14 protein-coding genes are annotated in these 26,880 nt (G+C 60.2%); 7 read left to right on the forward strand and 7 right to left on the reverse strand.

All coding sequences use genetic code 11. From position 1 onward, the window contains the following. Positions 1-102 precede the first annotated feature (102 nt). The 6 genes from FJ964_RS25195 to FJ964_RS25220 all read left to right on the forward strand — a co-directional run bounded on the left by FJ964_RS25195 (position 103) and on the right by FJ964_RS25220 (position 16,326). Entirely contained in the window at positions 103-741 is a 639-nt protein-coding gene (locus tag FJ964_RS25195; RefSeq protein ID WP_224713264.1) for a hypothetical protein, read from the forward strand. Positions 742-1,591: 850 nt separating this feature from the next. Beyond that, positions 1,592-2,218, forward strand: a complete 627-nt coding sequence (locus tag FJ964_RS25200; protein WP_140552904.1) for a toxin-activating lysine-acyltransferase — start codon at positions 1,592-1,594, stop codon at positions 2,216-2,218. A gap of 259 nt (positions 2,219-2,477) precedes the next feature. Next, positions 2,478-3,479, forward strand: a complete 1,002-nt coding sequence (locus FJ964_RS25205; RefSeq protein ID WP_140552905.1) for a hypothetical protein — start codon at positions 2,478-2,480, stop codon at positions 3,477-3,479. Positions 3,480-5,121: 1,642 nt separating this feature from the next. Next, positions 5,122-13,245: a calcium-binding protein gene (locus tag FJ964_RS25210; protein WP_140552906.1), complete on the forward strand. Its 8,124-nt coding sequence runs from the start codon at positions 5,122-5,124 to the stop codon at positions 13,243-13,245. Positions 13,246-13,273: 28 nt separating this feature from the next. Then, a complete protein-coding gene (locus FJ964_RS25215) occupies positions 13,274-15,019 on the forward strand; it encodes a type I secretion system permease/ATPase (RefSeq protein ID WP_140552987.1) in 1,746 nt (581 codons plus the stop codon). Then, complete coding sequence (locus FJ964_RS25220; RefSeq protein WP_140552907.1) at positions 15,019-16,326, forward strand: HlyD family type I secretion periplasmic adaptor subunit; 1,308 nt, start codon at positions 15,019-15,021, stop codon at positions 16,324-16,326. Before FJ964_RS25215 ends, FJ964_RS25220 begins: the two co-directional genes overlap by 1 nt. A 355-nt stretch (positions 16,327-16,681) precedes the next feature. Here FJ964_RS25220 and FJ964_RS31230 read toward each other — a convergent pair whose 3' ends face one another. The 3 genes from FJ964_RS31230 to FJ964_RS25230 form a co-directional block, all read right to left on the reverse strand. Then, positions 16,682-17,269 (reverse strand): hypothetical protein, encoded by a 588-nt coding sequence (locus FJ964_RS31230; protein ID WP_210243390.1) that lies wholly within the window; start codon positions 17,267-17,269, stop codon positions 16,682-16,684. Further along, a complete protein-coding gene (locus FJ964_RS31235; protein ID WP_210243391.1) occupies positions 17,266-17,691 on the reverse strand; it encodes an HNH endonuclease in 426 nt (141 codons plus the stop codon). The genes FJ964_RS31230 and FJ964_RS31235 overlap by 4 nt, the downstream gene beginning before the upstream one ends. A 67-nt stretch (positions 17,692-17,758) precedes the next feature. Then, complete coding sequence (locus FJ964_RS25230) at positions 17,759-19,243, reverse strand: DUF5677 domain-containing protein (protein ID WP_210243392.1); 1,485 nt, start codon at positions 19,241-19,243, stop codon at positions 17,759-17,761. Here FJ964_RS25230 and FJ964_RS25235 point away from each other — a divergent pair. Beyond that, the gene (locus FJ964_RS25235; RefSeq protein WP_140552908.1) at positions 19,202-21,634 is read left to right on the forward strand and encodes a DUF4238 domain-containing protein; all 2,433 of its coding nucleotides are present in this window, start codon (positions 19,202-19,204) and stop codon (positions 21,632-21,634) included. The genes FJ964_RS25230 and FJ964_RS25235 overlap by 42 nt on opposite strands. Positions 21,635-21,811: 177 nt before the next feature. On the opposite strand, the gene FJ964_RS25240 is transcribed toward FJ964_RS25235, so the two are convergent. The 4 genes from FJ964_RS25240 to FJ964_RS25255 all read right to left on the reverse strand — a co-directional run bounded on the left by FJ964_RS25240 (position 21,812) and on the right by FJ964_RS25255 (position 26,812). Next, the gene (locus tag FJ964_RS25240) at positions 21,812-23,290 is read right to left on the reverse strand and encodes an IS66 family transposase (RefSeq protein ID WP_224713265.1); all 1,479 of its coding nucleotides are present in this window, start codon (positions 23,288-23,290) and stop codon (positions 21,812-21,814) included. A 110-nt stretch (positions 23,291-23,400) separates the two neighbouring features. Then, positions 23,401-23,757, reverse strand: a complete 357-nt coding sequence (gene tnpB, locus FJ964_RS25245; protein WP_023772705.1) for an IS66 family insertion sequence element accessory protein TnpB — start codon at positions 23,755-23,757, stop codon at positions 23,401-23,403. After that, a complete protein-coding gene (locus FJ964_RS31720; protein ID WP_140552910.1) occupies positions 23,754-24,200 on the reverse strand; it encodes a transposase in 447 nt (148 codons plus the stop codon). The genes tnpB and FJ964_RS31720 overlap by 4 nt, the downstream gene beginning before the upstream one ends. Positions 24,201-24,364: 164 nt before the next feature. Then, complete coding sequence (locus FJ964_RS25255; protein ID WP_140552911.1) at positions 24,365-26,812, reverse strand: NACHT domain-containing protein; 2,448 nt, start codon at positions 26,810-26,812, stop codon at positions 24,365-24,367. Positions 26,813-26,880: the final 68 nt, after the last annotated feature.

Raw genomic sequence — 26,880 nt, forward strand, 5'->3', positions numbered from 1 at the left:
CATGGCGCCAATGCGGAGAACCCTGAGGATGGCCCGGCGTTGCTCAACTGCATGAAGTTCATCCATCTAGAAGCTAATCTGAAAGAGTCCTATTTAGCTGGCATGCCTGAGCGCCGAAAAATCGCCCCGACCGCAAAAAAAGTAGCGGAGTGGCCGTTGTCTGCGGCTGCAACGCTTGGATCGTCAGTACGGGCGAGGGGCATTTTTCTCGAGATCCGCGCGCGCCTTCCAGTGCCCTTGAAAAAGTTGCTCCATATCGAATCCCGCGTGCTGACCCTGCGCCTGCCGGAGGGCACGGATGCCGACATTGGAGCGGCAGCGGCGATTGTGTCCAAAGCCATGCAGGCTATCGAAGATTTGCCGGTAATCCCTCGCGAGGTCGAGGACATCCTGACGATCTCCTCCGGCGAGCGGCACCGCTGGCTGAAGGACGGTCGCTTGCAGAGCACCGGGACCAGGACGGTCAAACTTCGTGGCCGCGCAAGCAAGATCACCTTTCACGTGTTCGATCCACGCCAGATCGAAGATGTGCTCGACCGCGACCTGGTCACCGTCTGGCGCGAGGAAGACGCGGCCACGGCCGCCGAGAACCGGCGACGGGCCGCCGCAAAGTCGGCGCTGAAGCGCTCGCAAAAGAGGGACGGCGGGGCTGCAAATGATACCGACAAAAGCCGCGATGAGGTGACCCGCCCCAAGTTACGCGGATGGGAAGACTTCGATAGCGATGGGCTCTTACGCTGACGGGCGACCCGGAACGCTGTGTCAGGTGCAGCGGCGTCGAGCCATGCCACCAGGACGAAATTGTCCATAGAACATCCAGTTTGACTGGGGTCCCTGGAAGCTTCGAACTTGTGTCGTGCTCCTCCAGTCGAATGAAGCTGCGTGTTCAAGAGATTGGGACGTCTGATCACACTTCGGGTCAAACTTGATCATCGGGGAGGTTCGCTCGCCATCGGGGGTTCGAGTCGGGAGAGCGCTACCGCCTTTCCCCCCACTCGGAGAGCATGCGATATTTTCTACAGTGTCGGGCGTGATGGGCGTGTCTCGGTGCTGCACAGACCGTAGGGAATGAGCGAGTCCGGCTCGAAAAGCTATCCCGACGCGAACGGCAGCTTTGCGCCTAATATCGGCCGTCCAGGTCAGCTTTGCGGTCGCCCAAAGCGGATATTGCCGCGACCAAACGGGCGGTCACGGTTGCGACGGAAGCTGATCTTGAGAACAACCCGTGCGAGGCAGAGTGCCGGGGGCGGAACAGGGCCCGGTTAGCCAACCTATGTCCACCTCAGCAAACCAAGGTTCTGTCGAACGTAGAGCCGCAGGCGCAGTTGGCACCGATTTAAGGACCTGGGGCAATACCGCAATCTGGATCACTCAAGTACGCGCATCATTTCCGAGATCGCGTTTGATTGCGATTTGAGCTCGGCTCGGCCGATATACGGAAAGTGATTCATTGCCGGGCGGAATGGTTTGGCGCAAGGCCATAGCAACGGACATCCTTTACGCCTATCGGAGTCGACAGTTCGGTTGTTGACCCCGACGGTGGTTGCAGCAACCATGGCCGAACCGAAACTGCAGGCGTGGCGAGGATCTGATGGCGAACGAAAAGAGCGGCAATGGCGAGGTACCAAAAACATCGTCGAAGCAGACTGGCGGTGGGAGCGAACCCGGCAGGGGTAGCGCCGCGACCGCCGAAGTCAAGGCGGCGCGGCCCCAGTTGTCTGCCGAGGCCCAGGCGAAACTGCGCGAGATGCGCAGCAAGCTCGCCACCGCGTTTTCCCAGGTCACCATGGCGTTGATGGCGACGCCGCGTTATCGCAACCTGTCAATCTCGGACCTTGAGTGGTTGGTGCTGGAACCGCTGCTGCGCGACCGCATCGCGATTGCCTCCGGCAAGCTTCCGGCGTCCGGCGATGAGGGGCCGATGGTGGGCTTGGCGATCTGGGCAAAGGTGTCGGAGGCCGTCGGCGCCAGGATCGAGGAGCAGGCCCGCGCCGGCAATTTTTCCGTGAGACTCAAGGGCAATGACTGGGACAGCGGCGACATCGTCTGGCTGCTCGACGTGGTTGCCGCCAACCGCGCGCTGGCCACCAGCGTGCTGATCAGTTTCGGCCAGCTCTCCAAGGGCGCGCCGGTGCACGTTCATCCGATGGTCCGGCAATTGGTCGACAAGGAAATACTGGAAAAGCTCAGTGAAAAGCGTGCGCCCGTGCCGTCGTAAGTTTTGGAAATAGCAGCGTTGGCCGCCTGTTGGCGGAATATTTTTCCGCACGGCCTTCAATCTGGGAAATATTGCTATCGGCGAGCGGAAGCCCGCCTCATCCAGACATGTACAGTAGATAGAGGCATAAATTAGGCGTTACTCATAGAAAGAAACAAGAATTTCTTAAGTTGTTTTCCCGCGAGGCCCTTAACACTTGCTCTCGGTTATGTTACCAAATTTGCTGCGGGGGTAACGCGACGGTGATCGTCGCGCGCCCATGAAAAGCGGCGAGGGTTTAATGGTGTCGGGCGTCACGCTTGGCATGGCTGGAGGCATATGCGAGTGGGAACCGGCATCGTCTAAACGTGCTGTGGCCGACCGGTCTGCTCATTGTGCGGCCCGGGCTGGGACATTTGCATCGGCGCTTTTCCCGGATATTGAGATATCTCTGTTTAGGAGCAGAGCTAGAAGTGTGGCGTCGAGGAACCCATTGCGGGCAAGGTCGAAGAATCGATTGCGTCTGCCATCTGTGGTCGCGCTACTGACTTTTTATTTGCTAGTACCAAGAGCATTCGCCGCTGAAACGGCGGAAGATGTCTACAAGCTGCCTTGCACGGAACCAGATCTCAGCGCCGAGCCTGGGCATCTGACGAAGGAAGCTGAGCGCAGGCGCCTGATCGACCCCGCGCACCCTGTCGCGATCAACCTCGGGCTGCTGAAATTCGAGATACCATGGGCTTACATCTATCCCCGGCCGTTCTCCACTCATCTCAATTGCAATCCGAACCGTAAGTCGGTCGGGATTATATTCTGGATACCGGACCTGAAGGCGCCGGAGCGGGACCTTTGGGGAATGCCGGAGTTCCATCCGGTTGAAACGGATAGGCCGAATCCCGGGCCGGATGACTCAATTATTAGAGTTACGGGAATACAGTATTACGACCAAGAGTATCCGCTGAAGGAAAGTACTGCTGACCAAAGAATTGACAAATTACTTAGAATATCTCGCAAAGATAATCTTAGTATTATAAATATTGATGGGCTTTCGAAAATTCAAACAAAGTACACCACAAATTACAACGACCAGTATTATTTGAGGAATGACACGGATAGCCTTTTATTATCATGTATGCCGACATACTGCCAAGCATACCTCGATCTAAAAGACATGAATCTGACTGCACAATTCGCAATACGCAGGGAGGTTTTCAGAAAGTATCAACAGGCATCTCTGGGCATCAGGACGCTCCTCATGCGCTGGAAGCTTCCGAAGAAGTAGAATTATATTCACATGGGAGACCTGTGTTATGGTTGCTCTGTCGGACGATCAAGTAGAGACGTTAAAGGCTATCACAAATAATGGACAGGATAATTTCTGGGCAGGTTATATTTTCATTCGATCGGCGATAGAAGCTGACTCTTCTTCTTCATCAGCAGCGTACTGGCTGACGAAAGCTAGCGAGATCAATATCAATGATTCGACAAGCGAAGCTGCCAATTTCGTTCGCGGTGTTACAAGATATGGTTTCCTATTCGATGGCATCACTGACTTCGATATTCAGCAAAATTCGACATTCATAGGTAGATCAGTCCTGGAGGATGTGATCTCCAATAGCGTGATGCCGTCGATTGAGGAGATCGTAAAAAGAGATGTCGGTCAGGCCGTATTGGGCGGTGGGCAAACATATGGTGGTTGGGGCGGTGCGTTCTACTATTGGAATTTTCCACTATCCGGGACCCCGGGCGATACCGTTGGTCAACGAATCGCGAACAACCCCCTCGACTATGACAAGTTTATAGCAGCAAACGCGAAGTCAACTTACGATGTCATGGCAAAGTTTGGTCTAACGGCCGAACAGGCCATCTCCGCGGTGAATGCTCAAGTTCCGTCGTCAGTCATTGCAGATATAATCACGCGTATCTACGAATATGCCGTCACGCACGAAGTCCCCAGCCTGGCAGGTGATCCATATAATATTGACGGGTTCACTCCAATCATCGGCGAGAACGACGACGTCGTTGGATGGCGACACAACACCGAGACCGAAATCGGCGTTGAGGTCACCGATGCAACGCTGATAGCGCAGCTTAACGCTCGTTATGCGGTTCGTATCAGGCTTTCCGATGATCCTGCTTTCAATTCGACAAACCCCGATCATGGATTGGCTGCGCAGGGCGGATTGGACGCTTTAGCCGACGATACGCGTGAGTTGAACGGCATCTTGCACCAAGCGCCCCAGTCATATGTTTCTACTGGCGAGGCCCAGATTCAGCTTGCGCAGTTGGCCACTTGGTACGCCGACCGCTTTGCCAAAACAGAGGGCGCGGGCACGGTCGGAGGTGGCACATCCACCGGGATTCTTAAGTCAGGTCTGGTCGAATCTGGTGTTCTGTCAGTCGAGTTTTCGGCCGAGATCAACGCCGTCATTGACTATGTAGCGCCCAACTCAGTGGGGCTGAGCACCTTGGAAAAGGAGCAACCAAGGCAATTCGCGCTAAATGCCGTGTATCAGGGGCTGGCGTCGTCAGGCAACCCGGACGCCGATGCGACCTCTCTCCTTGAGAGCGCAGTCAGGACAATCTGGGATACTGGTGATGATACCGCCCGAGAGACTGCTATCAAGAAGATCCAATACTACGGGTTTGACGCTCAAGGGGGTACGGGTGTTACAATTCATGCGCAGACCCACAACGGCGTTGATCTCAATTCAGCTCTCGTGGGTGGCGCCGGCGGCGATCACCTTGTCGGTCTGGCAGGTGACGACGTCTTGGTTGGTGGGGCGGGCGATGACTTTTTAGAAGGTGGCCGTGGATCGGACATCCTTTTCGGCGGTGACGGAAACGACACGTTTGTGGGCGGGGCAGGCCAAGATTTTCTGGCTGGAGGCAAGGGAGACGACACATTCATCGCATTGCCCGGTATGGCCAACTCGGGCTCGCCTAGCGGCGGTGACTATGACGACACCTATGTCGGAGGCGCCGACCGCGCGACCCCCTGGAGCCAGTGGGTTCTTGGAAACCATGGCTCGGATGATACCGACACGATAAAGTATTATTCAGGCGCCCAATCCCCTGACCTGATCGATCCAGTGACGCATGAACCCGCGGTGGAAAACCGAAGCGGCGTCATCGTCGAGCGGCTGGAAACTGTTTCCGAGGAAGGTCATAAAAGCATAGAAATCGTCGTCCGCGACATGGAGGCCAACCATACCTCCGGCACTGATACATTGGTTTCGATTGAACGCGTCGAACTGTCCGACAATGCAGATATCGTACGCGTTACCGACAATTCGCTCGATGCGGAAATCATCATCGACATGGGCACGTCGCGCCGTGTCCAGTCCGAGTTGAAACCCGGCGACATCCTCGACGAAGATGCCTTCATTCACAATGTCGACACTGTCGACTACTCCGGCGTCGGCCATGGTCTGGTCTATTTCAACGGCCTCACGACAGAGCGCGAACAGGGCCTGCTCACTGGCGGCATTTCGCAGCTTGGAGGCATTGAAACGGAGTTCGGGCTGCTTACTGGAAAGGGCAACGTCGACAATCTGCGCATCGAAGGCGCCGACAGGATTGTCCTGACGAACCAGGACGACGTGTTCGTCGGCGCGCAATACGGGTCGATCGTTGAACTCGGCGATGGCCAGGACAAGGTCTGGCTGCAGCCCGGCATCCTCGTTCAGGGTTTCGACGCCGACGATCGGCTGACGCTGTTCGGCACGCTCAACCTCTATGGGGGCTGGAAGAATTCCGCTTCGGAATCGCCCTACGCGGTCGGCGCCTATGGCGTGCAGTATGGCATCAACCAGGATGGCGACCTGCTCGTTATCAATCCATGGATGATCCCGGCTGACGGGCGCGATCCCCACATGTTCATCGAGGGTTGGCAGCAGCAGGTGCAAGGCGGGGAATTTGGTGCCGGCACCGGACCCGGCAACATCCTTCTCGCGGAAATCACCATCACGTCGTACCGGCTGATGGACGAGCGGCCCAAGATGGCCAATGAAATTGATCTCTGGAGTCTGGTCGACCTTCAGCTGCGTATGCTCACCGGCGCCTGCGGCCCCGAGACAGCCGATCCGCTGGTGCTCGACCTCGATGGCGACGGGCTCGAACTGACCATGCGCACCGGGACGTCGGCGCGTTTCGACGTCGACTTCGACCTCTATTCCGAGCGCACCGCCTGGGCGAAGCCCGATGATGGCATGCTGGCGCGCGACATCAACGGCAATGGCGTCATCGATGGCGGCGGCGAGTTGTTCGGCTACGGCGACACCTATGGCTACAGCATTTTGGCTGCGCTCGACGGCAATCACGACGGCATCGTCGATGCCGCCGATAACGGTCTCGCTGACTTCAATGGCGATGGCATCGTCAACGGCTCCGACACGTTCGGCAGCCTGCTCGTCTGGCAGGATTTCAACGGCAATCTGATTTCCGAGGCGGCCGAACTGAAGACGGTCGGCCAGCACGGCATCGTCTCGTTCACTCTGCCCACAGCCGGCAACGGCGCCGTCGAAATCGGCCCGAACGGCGAAGCCGTGATCCTCGACACCATCAACGGCAACCATGTCATCGGAACCTCGACCTTTACCCGGGCCGACGGCTCGACGGGAACCGTCGGCGAGGTGCTGTTCAACATCGACGATATGAACACCCGCTATGACGGTCCGCCGATCACGGTCACCACCGAGGCGGCCGCCCTGCCAAACCTCAAGGGCTTCGGCATGCTGACCGATCTGCGCTCGGCGATCAGCTATATGCAAAACCCCGCTGATCCGGTCCAGCAGCAGGCGGCACATGACCGCGCGGCTGCCATCGAGGATCTGCTGGCGGCCTTCGACACCAACGACCTTGAGGCCCTCGCCGCCGCGGTGCGCCCGATCGCCCAGATCTGGGGCAATGCGGCGCCCGTGCGTAACGACGCCGGCGCCATCGTCACCGGGCTCGAGGACCTGCCCGACCTGCTGGTGGTGCGCGTCGGCGGCCAGATCGTCGATTATGTCTGGGGCGGTACGCGATCGACCGTGCTGGACACGGACGGCAGCACGATCACGCTGACCACGGTCGAATTCGCCAGCGGCGCCAGGATCGTGCATAGCCATGATTCCGATCTGTCGACCGGTTCGGCGATCGGCGACTGGCACGATCTCTACGATGGCTTGTTCGGCACGGGCGACGCCTACGAACTCGACGCGGCCTCCGCATGGAACAATTTGAAAGGCACCGATGGCGGCCTCATAAGTTATCAGGCGGGATCGGTCAGTGGCACGCCCCGGCCAGTTATCGACGGTGCCACCGGCGACCTCGGCCTTACGCCCGGTACGGTTCTCGAGTGGGTGCAGGGCGAAGACCTGGCCTTCTTCGAGCGCTACACGGGCACGGACCTGTCCGTCTTCTACCAGCGGCCGGCGCCGCAATCGGCGCCCGTCACGACGCTGATCGAGACGATCACCCGCATGGAGGAAGGCTACAAGCAACTGGCCGTCCGGGTCGCGGTGCAGGGCGGCCCGCTGTCCAGCTATTTCAGCGATCTCGCCTACGACGCCGATGCCAATGTGTTCGTCGCCACCAATCATCTGCGGCAACTCGGCGGGTCATTCGAAAAGATCATCGCCGAAGCGGGAACACAGGCCGATCCGATCGACTGGCTGCATGACTGGAAGCCGCTGCTCGACTACGTCATCGGCAATTTCCAGCGCGGCGAGGCCTTTCTGCAGAACTCGAACCCGTTCCTGCTGCAGAATGTCGTCGATGGCTATGAAACGGCCGGATCGACACTGGACTTCGTCGACGTCGCGACCGCCATTGGCCTGCCGGGCGAAGCGATCATCGCCGCCAGCGGCGATGTAGTCGGCAGCAACGACATCGACCTGTTCTACCTCAATGGTGACGAGACCAACGTCTCCGGTAAGGCCGGGGCAGACGCCTACGTCTTCGGGCGCAATCTCGGCCACGTCGTCATCGAGGATACGGTCGTGCTGGCCGACGGCACTGGCAATCAGGTGCGGTTCTCGCAGCATGTCGCGTCCGATTTCGACGTTACCCAGGACGGCTCAAATCTCGTGCTGACCCTGATTGCCACGGGAGAGACCGTGACGATCAAGGACCAGTTCGCCGGCGAATGGCCGAGCGACCTGATCGGCAACGCCTGGCCGGTTTCAGGGATCGACCAGATCGTTTTCGCCGACGGCACGACCTGGAACGACGCCGACCTGACCCGCGAGGCGGCGACGGTCGATGCCGGCAGCACCACCGTTACCGGCTCGAACGACACTGACTACATCTGGGGCGGTAAGGGCGACGACCGGCTCGAAGGCGGCGGCGACTTCGACATCTACCGCTTCGACCTTGGCGACGGCCATGACGTGATCCATGATTTCGAGAGCAATCCGTTCCGCTCGATGGCGGATTCGATCTATTTCGGCGCCGGCATCACCGCCGCCAACGTCTCGTTCACCCGGGAAGGCAATTCCAGCGATTACACCATTAACTACGGCAATCTCGGCGACCAGATTGTCGTTGAGGGCGCAAACGACAAGATTTATCCGGCGTTCTATCCCGAGTTCTTCACCAGCAGCATCGAGTACATCGTCTTCACCGACGGCTCGTCGATCACCGAGCGGCAGATCATGGACCGCCTCATCGACTATCAATCGACCGATGGCGACGATAATATCTATGGCTTCAACGCCGATGACAGGATCGATCTCGGCCGTGGAAACGACTTTGCCCAGGGCGGCAATGGCAACGATACCTATCTGTTTGGCGCGGGCTATGGTCACGATCGCATCGACGATGGCGCCGGCAACATTTTCGGCGGCCTGGATGGCGACGCGCTGACCTTCACCACGCGCTTCAATCTCGAAGAGCTGCAGCTTCTGAGGGACGGCAATTCGTGGGATCTGACGCTGCGGCTTGCCGACGGCAGCGACGTGACGATCGTCAACCAGTTCTACGCCATCTACCCGTTCATACCCGATGTCGTCTATTTCAACCGCATCGATAATTTCAACTATGTCGACCGTGCGGGCCAGGCGCATTCGCTGTCGTGGGTCGATCTGCAACTTGAGATGCTCGACCGTGCAAGCACTGACGGCAACGATACCATCTATGCTTTCAGCAGTTATGACATCCTCGAGGGCGGCCTCGGCGATGATTTCATGAGCGGCGGCAACGGCAACGACATCTATCGCTATACGCTTGGCGATGGACATGACAGCATCTGGGACAACGGCCAGGCCCCCCTTGGCGGCAGCTTCGATATCATAGAGTTAGCCGGCATCGATGCCGACGACGTCCACTTCAGCCGTGACCCGGCTGCTGCCAACGACCTGATCATCAACATGTCTGACGGCGGCTCAATCCGGTTGATGAGCCAGTTCTGGCACACCAACATCAACTGGCGACCGGACGGGATCGAGGAAATACATTTCGCCGACGGCACGGTCTGGACGGAGACCGATTTCGTCGCGCGCTATCTTGCCGATCAGGCGACGCCAGGCGACGACGAAATCTACGGATCTCCATGGAACGATACCATCGCCGGTGGCGCCGGTAACGACATTCTGGCTGGCGGCGACGGCGACGACACCTATCTGTTCGGCTATGGCGACGGACACGATTCCATTCACGAGAGTCTGGAAGTCGTTTTGTCGGGCGACAACGACACGGTTCGCTTCGGTACCGGCATAGGCGTCGGCGACGTCACTTTCTCCATCGGCGCCGATCGCAGCGATCTCGTGGCGACGTTGAATGCGACGGGCGAAACCCTGACCATTTATGGCCAGAACGCCCTCTGGAATTGGTTCACCTGGTATGATGTCGAGCAGTTCGTTTTCGAGGACAACACTGTCCTGACCAAGTCCGACGTCATTGCTCAACTGATCGCGTCGCAGGCGACCTCCGGCAACGATACCATCAAAGGCTTTTGGAGCGACGACACCATCTATGGCGGCGCCGGCGACGACCTGCTGGATGGCGCTGGCGGGGCCGATACCTATGTGTTCGGCTATGGCGACGGCAACGACACGATTTCGGAAAGCTCGGATTCCATCTGGGTCAGCACCGACCAGGACAGGATCAGGTTCGGCGCCGGCATCGATGCGACAGATGTTGCCATAGCCGTGACCGGTGCGACGATGAACGGCGCCACGTTCACGCTGACGCAGACAGGAGAGGTGCTCAGCCTGCCCTTGCTGGACCAGATCGAGTTCTTCGAATTCGGCGACCAGACGCTGACACGCACCGAACTGCGTCAGCTTATCGTGGACCGCCAGACGACGACAGGCAACGACACCATCGTCGGCACCAATGGTGACGAGACGCTTACCGGCGGCCATGGCAACGACACCCTTACCGGTTGGGCAGGCAACGACACCTATGCCTACAGCCGCGGCGACGGCAACGATGTGTTCGATGACACCACCGCCGGTGTCTATGCCAGCGGTACGGATCGGGCTGTGCTGCACGGCATAACTACGTCTTCCGTGACGGTATTCCGCTCCGGCAACGACATCATTCTCAAGATTGCCGAGAGCGTTTCGGGGGAAGGGGACGGTGGCCAGATAAGCCTGGTCGGATCGGGCACTGACAATGTTCAGAATGGCATAGAGACAGTCGAGTTCGACGACGGGACGATCTGGGACAGGACCGCCTTGCGCGAGCTGTCTCTTGCGTCCGGTTCGTTGGATGGCGACGACGTGCTCAACGGAACAAACGCGTCCGAAACCTTCCAGGGCGGTCTCGGCAACGACACGTTGAACGGCGGCCTGGGTGACGACACCTACATCTACAATCGTGGCGACGGCAACGACATCGTCAACGAGGGCAATGCCTATTACACATTTGGCGGTAACGACACCCTGATCCTGCACGATGTGACACCGTCATCGGTCACCTTCGATCTTACAACCGACCGAGATCTCATTCTCATTATCGGCGAAAGCGCGCCGGGTGCGGGAGATGGTGGGCGGATCACACTTGTTGGAACAGGCGATGCAAACTGGGATCGTGGCATAGAGTCCGTGCGTTTCGACGACGGTACGGCGTGGTCCAAGACCGATCTGAAAACGCGATACCTCGACGGGATCAACACTGCCGGCGACAACACGATCACCGGTTTCAATTCGGGCGACACATTCCACGCCGGCGCCGGTAACGATACGCTGATCGGTGGCCTTGGCGACGACACCTACATCTACAACCGGGGCGACGGCAACGACATCGTCCATGAGGGCAACGCCTATTACACCTTCGGCGGCAACGATACGCTGATCCTGCACAATGTAACGCCGGCATCAGTGAGCTTCGATCTTCTCGATGGCGATATAGTTGTCGTCATTGCCGATAGCGCTCCTGGCACCGGCGACGGCGGTCGGATCACGCTTGTCGGGTCCGGCGACGCAAACTGGGATCGCGGTATCGAAACAGTGCGGTTCGATGACGGCACGGTTTGGTCCAAGACGGATCTCAAGACGCGCTATCTCGATGGGGCCAATACATCAGGCGACGACACGATCACCGGCTTCAATTCGAGCGATACGTTCCAGGCTGGACCCGGCAACGATACGTTGATCGGTGGCCTGGGTGACGACACCTACATCTACAACCGAGGCAACGGCAACGACATCATCAACGAGGCCAATGGCTATTACACCTTCGGCGGCAATGACACACTGATCCTGAACGGCATCGATCCATCATCGGTGACATTCGATCTCGTGGCCGGCAACGACGTCGTCCTTGTCATCGGCGAAAGCGCAGTCGGTGCCGCCGACGGTGGCCGGATAACACTTGCCGGGACTGGCGATCCGAACTGGGATCGTGGTGTCGAGACGGTGCGCTTCGCCAACGGCACGATCTGGGCCAAGGCCGATTTTACAGCCCGGGCTCATACGCCCGTCGTTGCCAATGCGCTGCCGGATTACGAAACCCCGGAAGGCGCGTCTTTCAGTGCGGTGCTGCCGGCAAACACCTTCTCCGATCCCGACGGGCAATCGCTGACGCTGTCGGCCAAACTGGCCGATGGATCCGCTCTTCCTTCCTGGCTGACCTTCGATGCGATTACGCGTACGTTGTCGGGTGAGCCGCCGTCAGGGTCCGAAGGTGCGATCAATGTCATCGTCACGGCGTCCGATGGCGCCCTGCAGGTGTCCGACACGCTGTCGCTGACGATTGGCCCGGCCCAGCCAGCAGAATGGATTGGCACCGACGATGCGCTTTCCACAACGAAAGGCACAGCGCTTGTGCTCAACCTGATGGCCAACGACGTCATCCCGGCCGGCGCCAACGCCGAGCACTTCATCTGGGTGCAGCCCGAGCATGGCACGGTCCACTGGAGCAGTGCCGACAATTCCTACGTCTATGAACCGGACGCTGGATTTGTCGGTACCGACACGCTTACCTACGGTCTGCACGATGCCGACCATCTTGACCAGACCATGACGCCCAATGGCGTGCATGTCTCGATTGAGGTCACGCAAGGCGGGACCGACCCCGATACATGGGTCGGCAATGATGACTCGCTGTCCACGCGTGAGGATACGCCGATCATCCTGAACCTGATGGCCAACGATGTCATTCCCAGCGGGGCCAATGCCGAGCACTATATCTGGGTGCAGCCGGAACACGGCACCATCTCCTGGAGCAGTGCGTCGGATTCCTATGTCTATCAGCCCGATGAAGGGTTCGTTGGCACCGATACGCTGACCTACGGCCTGCACGACGCCGATCACCTAGACCAGACTATGACCCCCAACGGTGTCCACGTCACGATCGACGTCACCGAAGGCGGCGATACGTTCGTCTTCGGACCGAATTTCGGCAATCAGGAGATCAATGACTTTGTTGCCGGGCCCGGAACGGAGGACGTCGTCGAATTCGAAAATGACGTCTTCGCCGATTTCGCTTCTGTCCTCGCCGCGGCAGCCCAGGTCGGCACCGACACGGTGATCACCCACGATGCCAGCAATGTGCTGACCCTAAAGAACGTCGCGTTGGCGAACCTGCACCAAGACGATTTCCAGTTCATCGCCGCCTGATGCCTGAATTGGAAATCACTTGAAGGCGATGCCGCAGTCCCGTCCATCCGAACCGCCGCGAGCAACCCTCGCGGCGGTTCTTGGTTCCTTCCGGCGTGCCTTCGCCGGCATCGCGTTGATGAGCGGCGTCGTCAACATATTGGCGCTGACCGGCTCGTTCTTCATGCTGCAGGTCTATGACCGGGTCATCCCCGGCCGCAGTGTGCCGACGCTGGTCGGCCTTGCGGTGTTTGCCGGCACGCTGTTTGTCTTCCAGGGCGTGCTCGAGCTCATCCGGTCGCGCCTGCTGGTGCGCATCGGCATGGGTCTCGACGCCCAGCTAAGCGGCCAGGTCTATACAGCACTGATGCGGCTGCCCTTGCGCACCAAGCTCGCGGGCGACGGCATGCAGTCGCTGCGCGATCTAGATCAAGTGCGCTCGTTTATGTCGAGTGCCGGTCCGACGGCGCTTTTCGACCTGCCGTGGATGCCGCTCTATCTCGGTATCTGTTTCCTCTTCCATTTCTGGATCGGTATGACGGCGCTCGCCGGCGCGATCATCCTGTTCAGCCTGACGCTGCTTGCCGAGGCCCGCACGCGCGAGCCTGCGAAAGAGGCCAATCGACATGCAGCCGCGCGCAACACCTTGGCCGAAGCGACACGGCGCAATGTCGAGGTGCTGCAGGCGATGGGTTTTGGCTCGCGCATCGCCGGGCGCTGGGCTGGTATCAATGCCGATTACCTCGGCACGAACGCCAAAGCGAGCGATCTTGCCGGCACGCTCGGAACCATCTCCAAGATCCTGCGCATGATGCTGCAATCCGGCATCCTGGCGATCGGCGCCTGGCTCGTCATCCATCAGGAAGCAACAGGCGGCATCATGATCGCCAGCTCGATCATGATGGGCCGGGCGCTGGCTCCGATCGAACTGGCAATCGCGCATTGGAAGGGCTTCGTCAACGCCCGCCAGGCCTGGGCGCGACTCACCCAGCTTCTCGCGCTGCTTCCCGAGGCGGTGACGACCGTCTCCCTGCCGGCGCCGGCTTCAGCCCTTGTTGTCGAAGGCATCAGCGTCACCCCACCGGGGGAACGGCGTGTGGTGGTGCAGGATGCGGGTTTTGCCCTGGAAAAGGGCGCTGGTCTCGGCATCATCGGGCCGAGCGCTTCGGGTAAATCCTCACTGGTGCGCGCAATTGCCGGCATCTGGCTGCCGGCCCGCGGTACGGTGAGGCTCGATGGTGCCACGCTTGACCAATGGTCGCCGGAGGAACTCGGCAAGCATGTCGGCTACCTGCCGCAAGATGTGCAGCTGTTCGACGGCACGATTGCCGAAAACATCGCGCGCTTCGAGCCCGAAGCACCCTCGGACAAGATATTGTCTGCGGCGCGGGCAGCTGGCGTGCATGACCTGATCGTTCATTTGGAGGACGGTTACGAGACGCGGATCGGCGAGGCGGGATCTGCATTGTCGGCCGGCCAGCGGCAAAGAGTGGCGTTGGCGCGGGCGCTTTATGGCGACCCGTTCCTGCTCATTCTCGATGAGCCCAATTCGAACCTCGATGCCGAAGGCGAGGCCGCCTTGACAGAGGCCATCCAAGGTGTCCGAGCCCGTGGCGGCATCGCCGTCGTGGTGGCGCATCGTCCAAGCGCGCTGGCGAGCCTCGATCAGGTCCTGGTGATGGCCAATGGCCGGGTCCAGGCCTTCGGACCGAAGAACGAGGTCTTGAACAAGGTCACCCGGCCGGGTGGCGTTCCTTTGAAGGTCGTGTCCGCGCCCGAGGAGAACGTATCCTGATGGCCGCCGCGGCTCCCATCATCGATCGGACCATCCGGCGCTATCTGTTGGGCGGCGTGGCTGCCTGCATCCTGCTCGTCGGCGGCGCGGGCAGCCTGGCGGCGGTCACCGAGCTTTCCGGCGCCGTGATCGCATCGGGAAAGCTGGTCGTCGATTCCAGCGTCAAGAAGGTGCAGCATCCCACCGGCGGCGTGGTCGGCGAGATCCTGGTGCGTGAAGGCGATGCCGTGAAATCGGGCCAGATGCTGATCCGCCTCGACGAGACAGTCACCCGCGCCAACCTGGCGATCGTGACCAAGGGTCTCGACGAATTCGAGGCACGTCTCGCCCGTCTCGAAGCCGAGCGGGACGACCATGCCGAAATCGCCTTTCCTGCCTCGCTGACATCGAGGCGAGATGACCTCAACGTTGCGCGTGCCATGGCCGGAGAACAGTCGCTGTTCGACTTTCGCCGGCAGGCCCGCGCCGGACAGAAAGCGCAGCTGGAAGAACGTATCGCGCAGCTATCGCAAGAAGCCTCCGGGCTCACCGAACAACGGACCGCCAAGAGCCGCGAAATAGAGCTGATCGGCACCGAGCTGGACAGCATCCGTACGCTCTGGCTCAAGAAGCTTGTCTCGATTGACCGCCTCACGGCGCTGGAGCGCGACGCGGTTCGGCTCGATGGCGAACACGGGCAACTGACGGCATCGATTGCGCAATCGAAAGGCCGCATCGCCGAAACCCGCTTGCAGATCATCCAGGTCGATCAGGATCTGCGCAGCGAGGTTGCGACCGAGCTTCGGGACGTCCAGGGCAAAATGTCCGAATTCGTCGAACGCAAGGTCTCGGCCGAGGACCAGCTCAAGCGCATCGACATCCGCAGTCCGCAGGATGGGGTGGTTCACCAGCTTGCCGTCCACACCATTGGCGGCGTGATTTCACCAGGTGAGGTCATCATGCTGGTGGTGCCCGTAGCGGACGATCTGACCGTAGAGGCCCGTATCGCGCCGCAGGACATCGATCAGCTTTCGCTGGGCCAGGATGTTGCGCTGAAGCTCTCGGCATTCAATCAGCGCGTGGCGCCGGAACTGAACGGGGTGGTCAACGAGATCTCTGCCGATCTCAGCGTCGATGAGCGCAGCGGCGCGGGTTTTTACACCGTTCGCGTCAGCCTGCCGCGCACTGAACTGAAAAAACTGAAAGGCCTGACCCTGGCGCCGGGTATGCCTGTCGAGGCGTTCTTCTCCACCGGCAGCCGCACCATGCTGTCCTACCTGGTGAAACCTCTGGCCGATCAGATAGCGCGCGCGTTCCGGGAGGAGTGACACTCCGGCTGTGTAGAGCCGTCAAAGTAATGCCTGTTTTTCGGCAGCACCTCACCGTAAGCTGACCGACCGCTCACGGCCCCATTGCCGCCTGGCGGCTAAGCGCATCATTCCGGCCGTTCGACTGACACTGAGTCTTCCTGAAAGCCGACATTGCTTATGGAGCCGCCGAGCGCCAGAAGATTTCTTCGGGTATGTGTTCGAATCCCTCGCGTTCCGCCAAACCGCCGTTGGCCGCCCTCTGCGGCCTTTTCCTACTCTACGCCCGCAGCGACTACGCGACCCACAGGGCGCGGCGCCGCTTATGGGCGAAAGCCTGAATTTCCGACAAAGCGCGCCGCCTGACCGGACAGGATCATGACGGTGATGGCGCGAGCGCGCTCTTGCGCAGCACCGCGGACATATGCCCCTGGCCAGTCTGCGGATGGACGGCGGTAACGATCGCCTCAATCACTGGTGGCTCAAGGCCGGCACGTCCCCAGTCCAGATGGACAGGATAATCATAGACAAGCGCAAGCGGCTCTTCGCCCGTCGGCGCCAGGATGTTCGTCCAACGAATATTGGGGCGGGTGCGAAGCCGGGACGGCCATTCACCGTCTTGGCTGTCGGCCTTAAGCACGATCTGCAGGCACACCGAACCCATCGTCGTGACGAACAGCATATAGGGCGTGTCGAGGTTGCCGGACGTCCGTCGCAGGAGCGCGGCCGCGAGCAGCGGCGGTGAATTGCCGATGGTCGAAAAGGAAATGCCGACAATCATGTGCGGCAGGAGATCGTCGTCGGTGGAATGAAGCCAGGCGATGATCTTCGTGAAGTTCGGCAGCTCATCCGCCGGCAGCAGCGCCACCGCCATCTTGACGAGCGCTTTATAGGCTCTGGCTGGGATGAAGCGCTCGGTCCCGCCGGGGATGCGAAATACCAACTCGCCTGTTTTCGGCTTCACCCCGAAATGATCCGCGAACGGCGTTCCGTTTGTGCGCATCGATATCGACCGTTTGCCGTCGATATCCGGTGGCGGATCGAGGCCGGGCCGTCGCTGCGGCCGGTCTGACGTACTTTGTTGCCTTTGCCCTGCGTGCCGCCGACTGTGAGGATCGCGCCCATGCTTTTGACGAGCGCGTCATCGAACATACCGAAGCTGGCGTTGCAGGCGTCGCACTCGTCGAGTGAGGTCACCCACTTGTTGCCGAACGCGTCTGGCAGCGTATGGGCAACGTTGCGGAAGGCGCGGGGCTCGGTTTGGCCGCAGAAACGACACCGCCCCTTCGTCCCGAGCGCGACAGCCGGCTCGCCTATACTACCCTGGACCATGGCGATGATCGCATAATCCGGGGATTTGAGCGTCGCTTCAGGCGGTGTGGACAAGAAACTTCTCCATCATGATCCGCTCCGGGCCGAGGAGGCCAGCCTTACCGTCGCGCGTCGATCTCGGTTAGCGCTTTGCGTGAGCGCTCACATGGCGAGCTACCGCAGCCTCACGAATCTTCTTCTCGTCTCGTACAATCGCACGTTCGGCTTGCGCGAGCGCGCGCGGAATACGATCGTGAAGTTTGTTCAGCGCGATCAGCTGTGCGATCTTGTCGAGCGTCCACGACGTCGGAAGCAGAAGCATGGCGATGTGCAATAGGCTCAAAGCCAGGTTTTGACCCGGCTCGACAAAGCCCACATTGCTGGCGCCTGCGACGACTGCGTAGCGGCGGTCGAGTGACCCGAGCCGATAGGCGATGCCCTTGGTGCTCGCATGAACATTGTGGCTCGCCATCTTGTAGTGCGAGCGCATCATCGCTCGGCCCGCGGCATCCTCGATATTGCTGAAATTTGGCTTTGGGTTCCCCAAATGCGCAGCGACCCAGCCATAATCGCCGCCAAACTCTTTGCCGTAGCGGCGGGTCGCATCGGCATAGTCCTTTTCGATGCGCGCGGCGGCGCGTTTCGCAATGGGAGCATAGCCAAGACGCGTATGGCATTGCTGATATTGCCCGAGGCCCTTCTTCGCCTCAACGATCTCATGCGCGAGGTAGCGCTCGGCGAGAACTTCGCCGCCATCGTCAAGGACCATAGCTACGCAGGCAACTTCGTGAAGCGTGCGCCACCGCGCCATTGCGCCGTCGGCATAGCCGTTCTCCATCAGAACCATGATCTCGGACGCGATCTGGATCGCGCGGACATGGAGGTGAAAGAGCGCCTTGTTCAGATGCGCGCGCCGGCGCGACCGCGAGCGGCTGGCGCGACGGTGAAAATCTGTGCCGATGTCTCGCGACAGCTCAATCAGCATCCGTAGGGCATCGAAGCCCTTTCCCCATCGTGCCTGCAGGTTGAAACGAAACTGATCCATCTGAATGTCGGTCGCAGCGCGCCAGACCGCCCAGTCGCGCTCATATCGACGCAGCATCTTTCCTGCCGCCGCCTCGGCGACCGTGTGGATCAGGTCAGGAAGCGTCTCGCTGATCTTGTCGGCATAGTCCTGCCCGCGCGCGGTATCGGCGTCGGTGAATTGGAGCACGATGTCCTCGTCGGACTCGATTTCCATGACATCCTCGTTGTCGCCATCCGCGTCTGTTCCTGAGCCGGCGCCGAGCAGCTCATCGACGATGGAGCCTATCAACTTTTCATCCTCGGCATGTCCCGACGCCTTGAGCTTGTCGCAGACCAACTCGGTCGCGATGACCCGCGGAATAGTGGATAGTTGCTCTTCAAGCAGGGCTTGCAACGACCCCATCGACGGAATCCTTATGTTGCGGCAAAAGGAATACGTAGCGGAACGAAAGGGAAACGACAACGGAGCGATGATACCTTTCCCAACGCCGATCATGTGCCAGATGGCGCGGCTCGACATTGTCCGGGGCGCGGCCTGACTATAGGTTCCCAGGTTCAGATGGCGATCACCAGAAACAACCACTTCGTTCCGCAATGGCATCAAAGGGGATTCCTTGAACCCGAAAGCTCAACGCTGGCCTATCTCGACCTCGCGCCCCCCACCAAAGTCCTCGCCTGCGGACGTATCATTGAAGAGCGGTCGCTATTCGACGCGCCCACTAAGCGGTGCTTCTTCCAGACCGACCTCTATTCGACATTCTTCGGTACGGAGGTGAACGACGAAATCGAGCGCAGGCTGTTCGGCGATATCGACACGCGCGGGTCGCAAGCCGTCAGAGCCTTCGCAGGAACCGACATCGCCGCCTGGCACGAGCATTTCGGGAGATTCTTCGAATATATCGACATCCAGAAACTGCGGACACCGAAAGGCTTGGCGTGGCTGAGGGCCCAGTATCCGGCGCTCCATCAGAACGAGCTGATGATGGAGATGCAGGGCATCCGCATGCTCCACACCACGATCTGGACCGAGAGTGTCCGGGAGATCGTCTCGGCCGAGGATGCCGACGTGAAGTTCATCCTGACCGACCATCCGGTAACGATCTACAACCACGCGCTGCCCCCCGAAGCGCCGCAATGCGCCTTCCCCCACGATCCGGGAATCGCGCTGAAGGCATCGCAGACCCTGTTCCCGCTCAGCAGGGAACACTGCCTCATCCTGACCAACCTCGAATATGCCGAAAATCCGTCGGCACCGCCGCTGGAGAAGCGGACATTCGCGCGCAACTTCCGCCAGTCGATGGTCCGGACGGACAAGATCATACGCACGCGACGGCTCACGGACCTTGAGGTCTCGCAGATCAACCGGGTGCTGAAGGCGCGGGCGCAGCGCCACATCGCCGCCGGCAGGCGAGAATGGCTCTATCCCGAACAGGAAGCGACCGGATCATGGGCCGACCTTGCCGTGACGCTGCTCCCGCCGCACGACGAGCTTTGGAACTTCGGTGGCGAGACCTATGTGGGGTTCAAGGACGGCAGCGTCCGTTACCAAGATGCGTTCGGCCGGACCGAGAAGGAACGCGAAACTCTCAAGAAGGTACTGTCGACGAAGGAGCTCGCGTTGGGCGCGCCCTGCGGTTGCGGGTCAGGACATCCCTACCGCGTCTGTTGCAAGTCCAGGCCACTGGCGCTGCGGCCAAGCTGGACTGAACGAAGCATCCGAGAGCGCAATCTCGTGTTTCATCGCGGCATCCTTTCGATCCTGGGTTTAGACACGGGCAAGGACTGGACAGCGGTCAGGCGGGAGCTGACCGACGACCAGATCAGGGAAGTCTATTTTCTCTACGAGGCGCTCTGGCCGCTCGAAACCGATCTTCTATCGCTCCTGCCAAAACCCGACGGGCGGCCGCGCGCCGTATACACCGGATCGCTCCATCCGCAGTCCATCGTAGAATTTGCCCTAGGCGCGTCGCTCTACTTCGGCGACCTAATCGTCGAAACGCCGTTCGTCCACTCCGGCACCATCGCCGAGAAGTTCCGCCCGACCGAGCATCCGCGCAGCTACCATCTCGAATTCCTGAAGGCTGTGGCATTCTTCCTCAACGTCATGCCGCTGGTGGACGCCGGATTGATCAACCTCATTCCGGACCCGTGGACCTTCGACTACCATCTCCGCCGCGAAACCATGGCGATGGCGGAGGACCGTGCTGCTGGGATCGACATTAGCCTCCGCGGAGAGCCGCGGCTGGAGGAACTGGTGCGTGTCGACCTCATGCGCGACATGCTGATGTGGCCCCGGAACGCGCAGGAGGCCCGGATGCGTGAGAACTTTCCCGATCTGGATGCGGCCGGCATCGCGGAAACATTGTCCGAGCTGGAGCGGCTGAAAGAGGAGGACCCGCTGGCGGCCCTGCAGGACGGCATCTTCGATGGCGGCAAGGAAGGCGGCCAGATGCGCCTGATGCAGATGGGGCCGAACTTCGAAATCGCGATGTATCTGGCGCAGGCGACCGGGGCCACTATCGTGACTGACAGCGCCTTCCGCTGGCAGGAGATCATCCGCGCGGCGCGACCGAGGTTAGGAGCGCCTCCGGCGCGCTTCAGGCAGCTCGCTGGAAATCTCGCCGACGCCGAGTTCCTGTTTCCCGACAATCCCGACCGCATTATCCGGATGGCGCGCGAGGGCATATTGGCAGGCTACCCCGCACTTTTCGGCGAGATGTTCCGGTATCTGGCTGATGTGGTGAAACGCGGTCCCAGGCCGAATTTCGAGGCGGGGCTCGCTGCCCGATTCGCTCGCACACATCAGGCGGCCCAGAAGGCTCTCCGTAAACGGGGGGAATTCGGGAATGACGGCAGGATTTCCTGCGTTTTCGCGCCGACAGGGATCCAGGATAACACGATTAATCGTCTGCTGCTGATGTCTAGCTCCGAGCATCACCTGCAGATGGTGCCCATGGCGTTCTACATTCAGCGCTCGGATGCAAAGGCTTAGGACGTGTCGCTGTCCCGATGCACCGGTCGTCAACAATGAAACCATATGCGTCTATTTGAAGCGCTGTTCCTTCGCAAAGCCGGCTTGGATGCTAACAGTTTCGTCGCCGCGCCGATCTCACGTCACGGCGCCTCGGACTTTCGGCTTGAGTGGGGACGTATGACGTAACCGCTGTTCTCAGGCCACGGCCTTGAGTGGCGCGGGGGCATAGGCCCAGGGCAGCAGGTCGTCGAGCTGGCTTTGCGGATGGCCTGCGACGATGCGGGTGATGACGTCGGCGAGGTAGGCGTACGGGTCGACGCCGTTGAGTTTCGCGGTTTCTACGAGCGAGGCGATGGTCGCCCAGTGCTCGCCACCGCCGTCGGAACCGGCGAAGAGCGCATTTTTCCGATTGAGGGCGATTGGCCTGATCGAGCGTTCGACGACGTTGGAGTCGATCTCGACGCGGCCGTCGTCGAGGAAGCGACCAAGTCCGGCCCAAGGCGAGAGCGGGTACCGGATTGCTTCAGCGAGCTTGCTCTTCTGGCTGACCAGGGCGAGCTTCTCGCGCAGCCATGGCTGGAGGGTATCGATGATGGGGCGGCTTCTCTCCTGGCGCGCGGTGCGCCGCTCTTCGGGCGAGCGTCCCCGTATCTCGTTCTCGATCTTGTAGAGCTCGGCGATGCGCTGGAGCGCCTCCGTGGCGATCGGCGCGGGCCCGGACTGGGCCAGTTCGTAGAAGCGTCGACGGACATGCGCCCAGCAGAACGCCAGGCTCACGGCATTGCGCTCAGCCAACGCCCGGTATCCGGCGTAGCCGTCGACTTGCAGGATTCCGACGAAGCCCTGAAGGTGCCGCAGTGGCTGTTCGGCCTTGCGGTCGGGTGCATAGAGATAGGCGACGCCAGGTGGAGCGATCCCGCCCCAGGGGCGATCGTCGCGAGCATAAGCGAACAGCTGGCCCGTCTTGGTGCGGCCGCGCCCGGGATCGAGCACCGGCGCCGTGGTCTCGTCGGCGAAGAGCTTCCCGGAGGCCTTCAGCCGCTCGAACAACCGCTCGTGGATGGGGCGGAGCAGGAAAGCCGCCTTGCCGACCCAATCGGCAAGCGTCGAGCGATCCAGGTTCACGCCTTGGCGGGCGTAGATTTGCGCCTGGCGATACAGGGGAAGATGGTCGGCGTACTTGGAGACCAGCACATGGGCGACGGTCGCCTCAGTCGGGATGCCGCCCTCGACAAGCCGTGGCGGAGCCGGTGCCTGCACCACGACCTCCTCGCAGCTCCGGCAGGCGTATTTCGGTCGGCGCGTGACGATGACGCGGAATTGGGCCGGCACGATGTCGAGGCGCTCGGAGCGATCCTCGCCCATGACATGCAGCATTCCCTTGCAGCACGGGAAGATCTTGTCGGGAATGTCGATGATCTGCTCGATACGCGGCAGATGCGCGGGCAGTGATCCACGGTTGGCGCGGCGCTTCCTGGCGCGAGCCTCGCGCTTGGCAGTATCGGCGGTGTCCTCCGCGGCGAAGCCTTCAGCCTCGATCTGCTCGGCCTCTTCCAGGCCCAGCAGCAGCTGGTCGACCGGCAGGCTCTCTGCCCTGCGGCCGAAGCGGTGGCGCTGCAGTTCCTTGATGATCTGGCGCAGCCGCTCGTTCTCGGCGCGCTCCGCCGCGAGCATCGCCTGAAGCGCGATCGGATCGTTGGTCTGAGGCTCGGCCGGTTTGCTCACAAGGCCGATTCGATCATGCATTCCAAATGCTTTGCCAGCGCCTCTAGCCTCCCATGGAATCAACTTGCCGCGACCGGCGCGCGCGTCTCGCGGGCGTCATGCACGCGCCGCCAATCCAACCCTTCCAGGAGCGCCTGCAATTGCGCCGCCGACAACCTCACCACGCCATCGGTGATGGCAGGCCAGCAGAACTTCCCGTCCTCCAGACGCTTCGCCAGCAGGCACACGCCGGTGCCGTCGAAGTACACCAGCTTGACCCGGTCGGCGCGCTTGGCCCTGAAGACGTAGACCGCGCCGGAGAACGGATCGGCGCCCATCGTCTCGCGCACCAGCGCCGCCAGGCCCTCGGCTCCCTTGCGGAAGTCCACCGGCTTCGTCGCGACCATCACCTTGACCACACCCGTCGGCCCGATCACGACGGCGCCTTCAGCGCACGGATCACCGCCGCCACCGTCCTGGCGTCGGCGCCACGACCTACCCGCATGGCGACGCCGTCAATCTCCAGCTCTATCACGCCGGTTTCTCGCGCGGCCTTCCGCTGCCGTGTCGATCTCGCGCGCTTCCCCGCCGGTTCGGGCTCCTGTGCCGCGACCACCGCTGGAACAAACAACGGCTCCGGTGCCGGCGCATTCGCCAACGGCACCCGCGCGGACCGGCGCCAGGCGAACAGCTGCTGCGGGGACAATGCATGTCGCCGAGCCACCGCGCTCACCGTCTCGCCAGCATTGTAGCTTTCCGCCACGATCCGCGCTTTCTCCTCCGGCAACCATTCGCGCCGCCGTCCAGAACCCGTGAATATCTCAAGCCGTCGAACCGGCTCCTCGTCCCTGGACTTAAGCGTAAGCTCTGAAATCGTCATGTGTCGAAGCCCTCAAAGGCTCCGAGCATCGTCGCTCACGACAACGCGCGAAAGGTGCCAACGGGACAGCGCTTACCGTATGACGATCTCTGTGATGCCATAGGTCGTAAGTTGCGAAACGTCGCCGCTAGGCTGCGGGCGACATGTCTCGGCGGCGCAATGCTCTACGATAACTTCTTTCTTGGCATAGTCAGTGTCGGTCTGGCCTGCCGCAAGGTTTCGCTAACGGCCGACGATCGGACGTGGCGTTTTCGCAAGACCTCAACTTCCAAGGGCCTGATTCGGTCTGAAATTGATCTTTCCGTAAAGAATGGTCTCACACGCTCAATTTCACTCTCGCGAGCTCCCCAGCTTCGATAGAGGGCTTGAGGCGGAATGACAACGTTTTCGCCTCCTTCAGTCGCCCGATCTATGACATCGACGGGCGATCCATCAGCCGCATCAGAGTAAAAGCTGTCCAAATTCACCACCACGCCACTACCCGATTGCGACATTGAGAATGTCAGCGAAGACAAAAGCAGCCAAAGAGCATAGTCCGCTTCGCGCCGCACATAATGAATCTTGTGCTTGCCTATCTCCCGAGCCTTCGCGATGGCGGTGCGTATTGAGTTCGGATCGACCATCCCGGCAACTAGATCAGGCCGGCTCTCTTGGTTTGCGCTCAGTAGCCGGGCAATGAGCAGCGCCGTCGAAGCTTGCACTCTAAAACTTGCGGTGCGTGAGTCAAAGGCCAGTCGACGAGCAACCTCCCGCGCACGCCTGGAGCGAAAGGCGTATTCGATCTGCCCGTTCGCTGAGAAATATTCGAGAAATGGCTGCCAAGGCCCGAGAACATCGCTGTCCGGCTTGAGACGCTCGTAGAGCGCCACCAGGAGGCGCATGCCCGTCTTTTCAAGGTCGATGCTCTCCCATCCCGGTAGGTTCGCCAGCCAGCGCTCCATGGCAGTTCTTGCGCTATCTTGCGAGTCCATCGCGCCAACAATGAAGTCAACGATCTCAGAGTTTACAGCTCGTATGTAGATATCGAGGTCTCGTTCCGAGAAGCCCGCATTTGCGCTTCTCGTTAGGATCGCCTCGCTCACGAGGAATTCTTGCAAGGACCTATGGCCGAAATAGACTGTTCCCGCAGCCTTCTCGATCAAGCAACCGGCGGTGAGCTCCTTGCGCAACGCGGATTCGTCGTAGTCATGCTGAACCCCGGCGGCGGCGGTTTTGCAGAGCTCGAAGGGCACATGTGCGAGAGAGGTGGTGGAGACGCCGCCTTGCAGCCATAGCCAAAGGGCGACTTCTGCATTGAATCGTCGACGTGTCGCGAGGGTAAAGTTCGGATCTCGACCGGCTTTCCGAACCTCCCGATCGAGCAGGAAATGCACGAACCGATCAAATAGCCCATGCTTCGACAACGACTTGAGCTCAACAGTTCTGTCTGTCGCGATATGGCAGAGCATTTGCGCGTGCACTGGACGAATTAAAAGAGGATCGAGAGTGCCGACCGTCAGTTCCTCTATCCTTGCCGTTTTCCAGTGCTCGCGGTCCACTTCTGGTAACTGTCGCAAAGCGTCATTCGCAGCGATCGGAAAAAAGGCACGGACATATGCATGCGCCTCATCGAGGCTGAATTCTCGCAGTTGAACCTGCCGAAATGCTCGGCGATCCCTTGCCGCGACCTCAGTGCCCCCGGCCGTCGTCTGGCGACCGAGAATTATCGATTTGAATTCGATATCGTCCTGGAAAGCGGTATCACGCCCTAGGATCACAATCTTGGCGCCTCCCGCATCAAGCCGCATGAGTTCCACGATCATCTGCTCGAAGCGATGAAGCGTCATGCCGTGCTTCATTTCGTCGAAGCCATCGAAGATGATCACGAACCGACCCAGCCGGTTCAGGCTCTGAAAGAGGCCAAAGTTGTAGCCGCGAACGCCGGGACCGGTTGTGAAAACCTTTCCCAGAAGGCCTTCGAGAGACTGCTCTTCAACGATCTCGCCCAAGGGTATGAGAATGGGCAGTCGTTCGGTCGGATTAGCGAGCGCGTTGCGCGCCAGTCGAGCCGCCAAGTGTCGTGCGAAGGTCGTTTTGCCTTTCCCATACCCTGAAACGATCGCCAACGGCGGAGCGTCAAACTCGACAAGCCATCGATCAACAACATCGTCCAGCGGTTCGTCCTCATCCGTATGCGGCGCCACGAACCATTCCGGAATTCGATCATGCTCGAACGTCTCGACCAAATGCCGAAGATACGGGTCGAGGTTCATCAACCGCCGTTGCAGTTCGGCAAATGTCATGCATTTCAAGTTTGGGTTTTTGTCAACGAGCAGGCGCCCGTCGGGGGATACGTCGCCGCGAGAAATGAGCCAGGCGCGATCAACGGCCTTGTCGTTCACGAGTGTGCCGTAGTCTGTCACAAACTCGCGACATTCAACCATCGATAAGGCTGAAGCGTAGTCCTTTGCCTCGACGCCATAGCGAATGATGCCGTCGATATCTTCACGATGCCAGATCACGTCGACTTTCTTCGGGCCAACCCGAATTTCCGACTCGGCATGAAATCCTGCTGCTTCCAGAGTAGAAGCGACTAGGTCCCTGAAATTGTTTCCCTTGATGATAGTAGACAAACACTCCCCCCAAGCCTTGAAACATTCTACTAAATCGCTCTACGGACGCCAGCAAAAATGCCAAGATG

The organism is Mesorhizobium sp. B2-3-2, assembly GCF_006442295.1.
Taxonomy (GTDB): Bacteria; Pseudomonadota; Alphaproteobacteria; order Rhizobiales; family Rhizobiaceae; genus Mesorhizobium.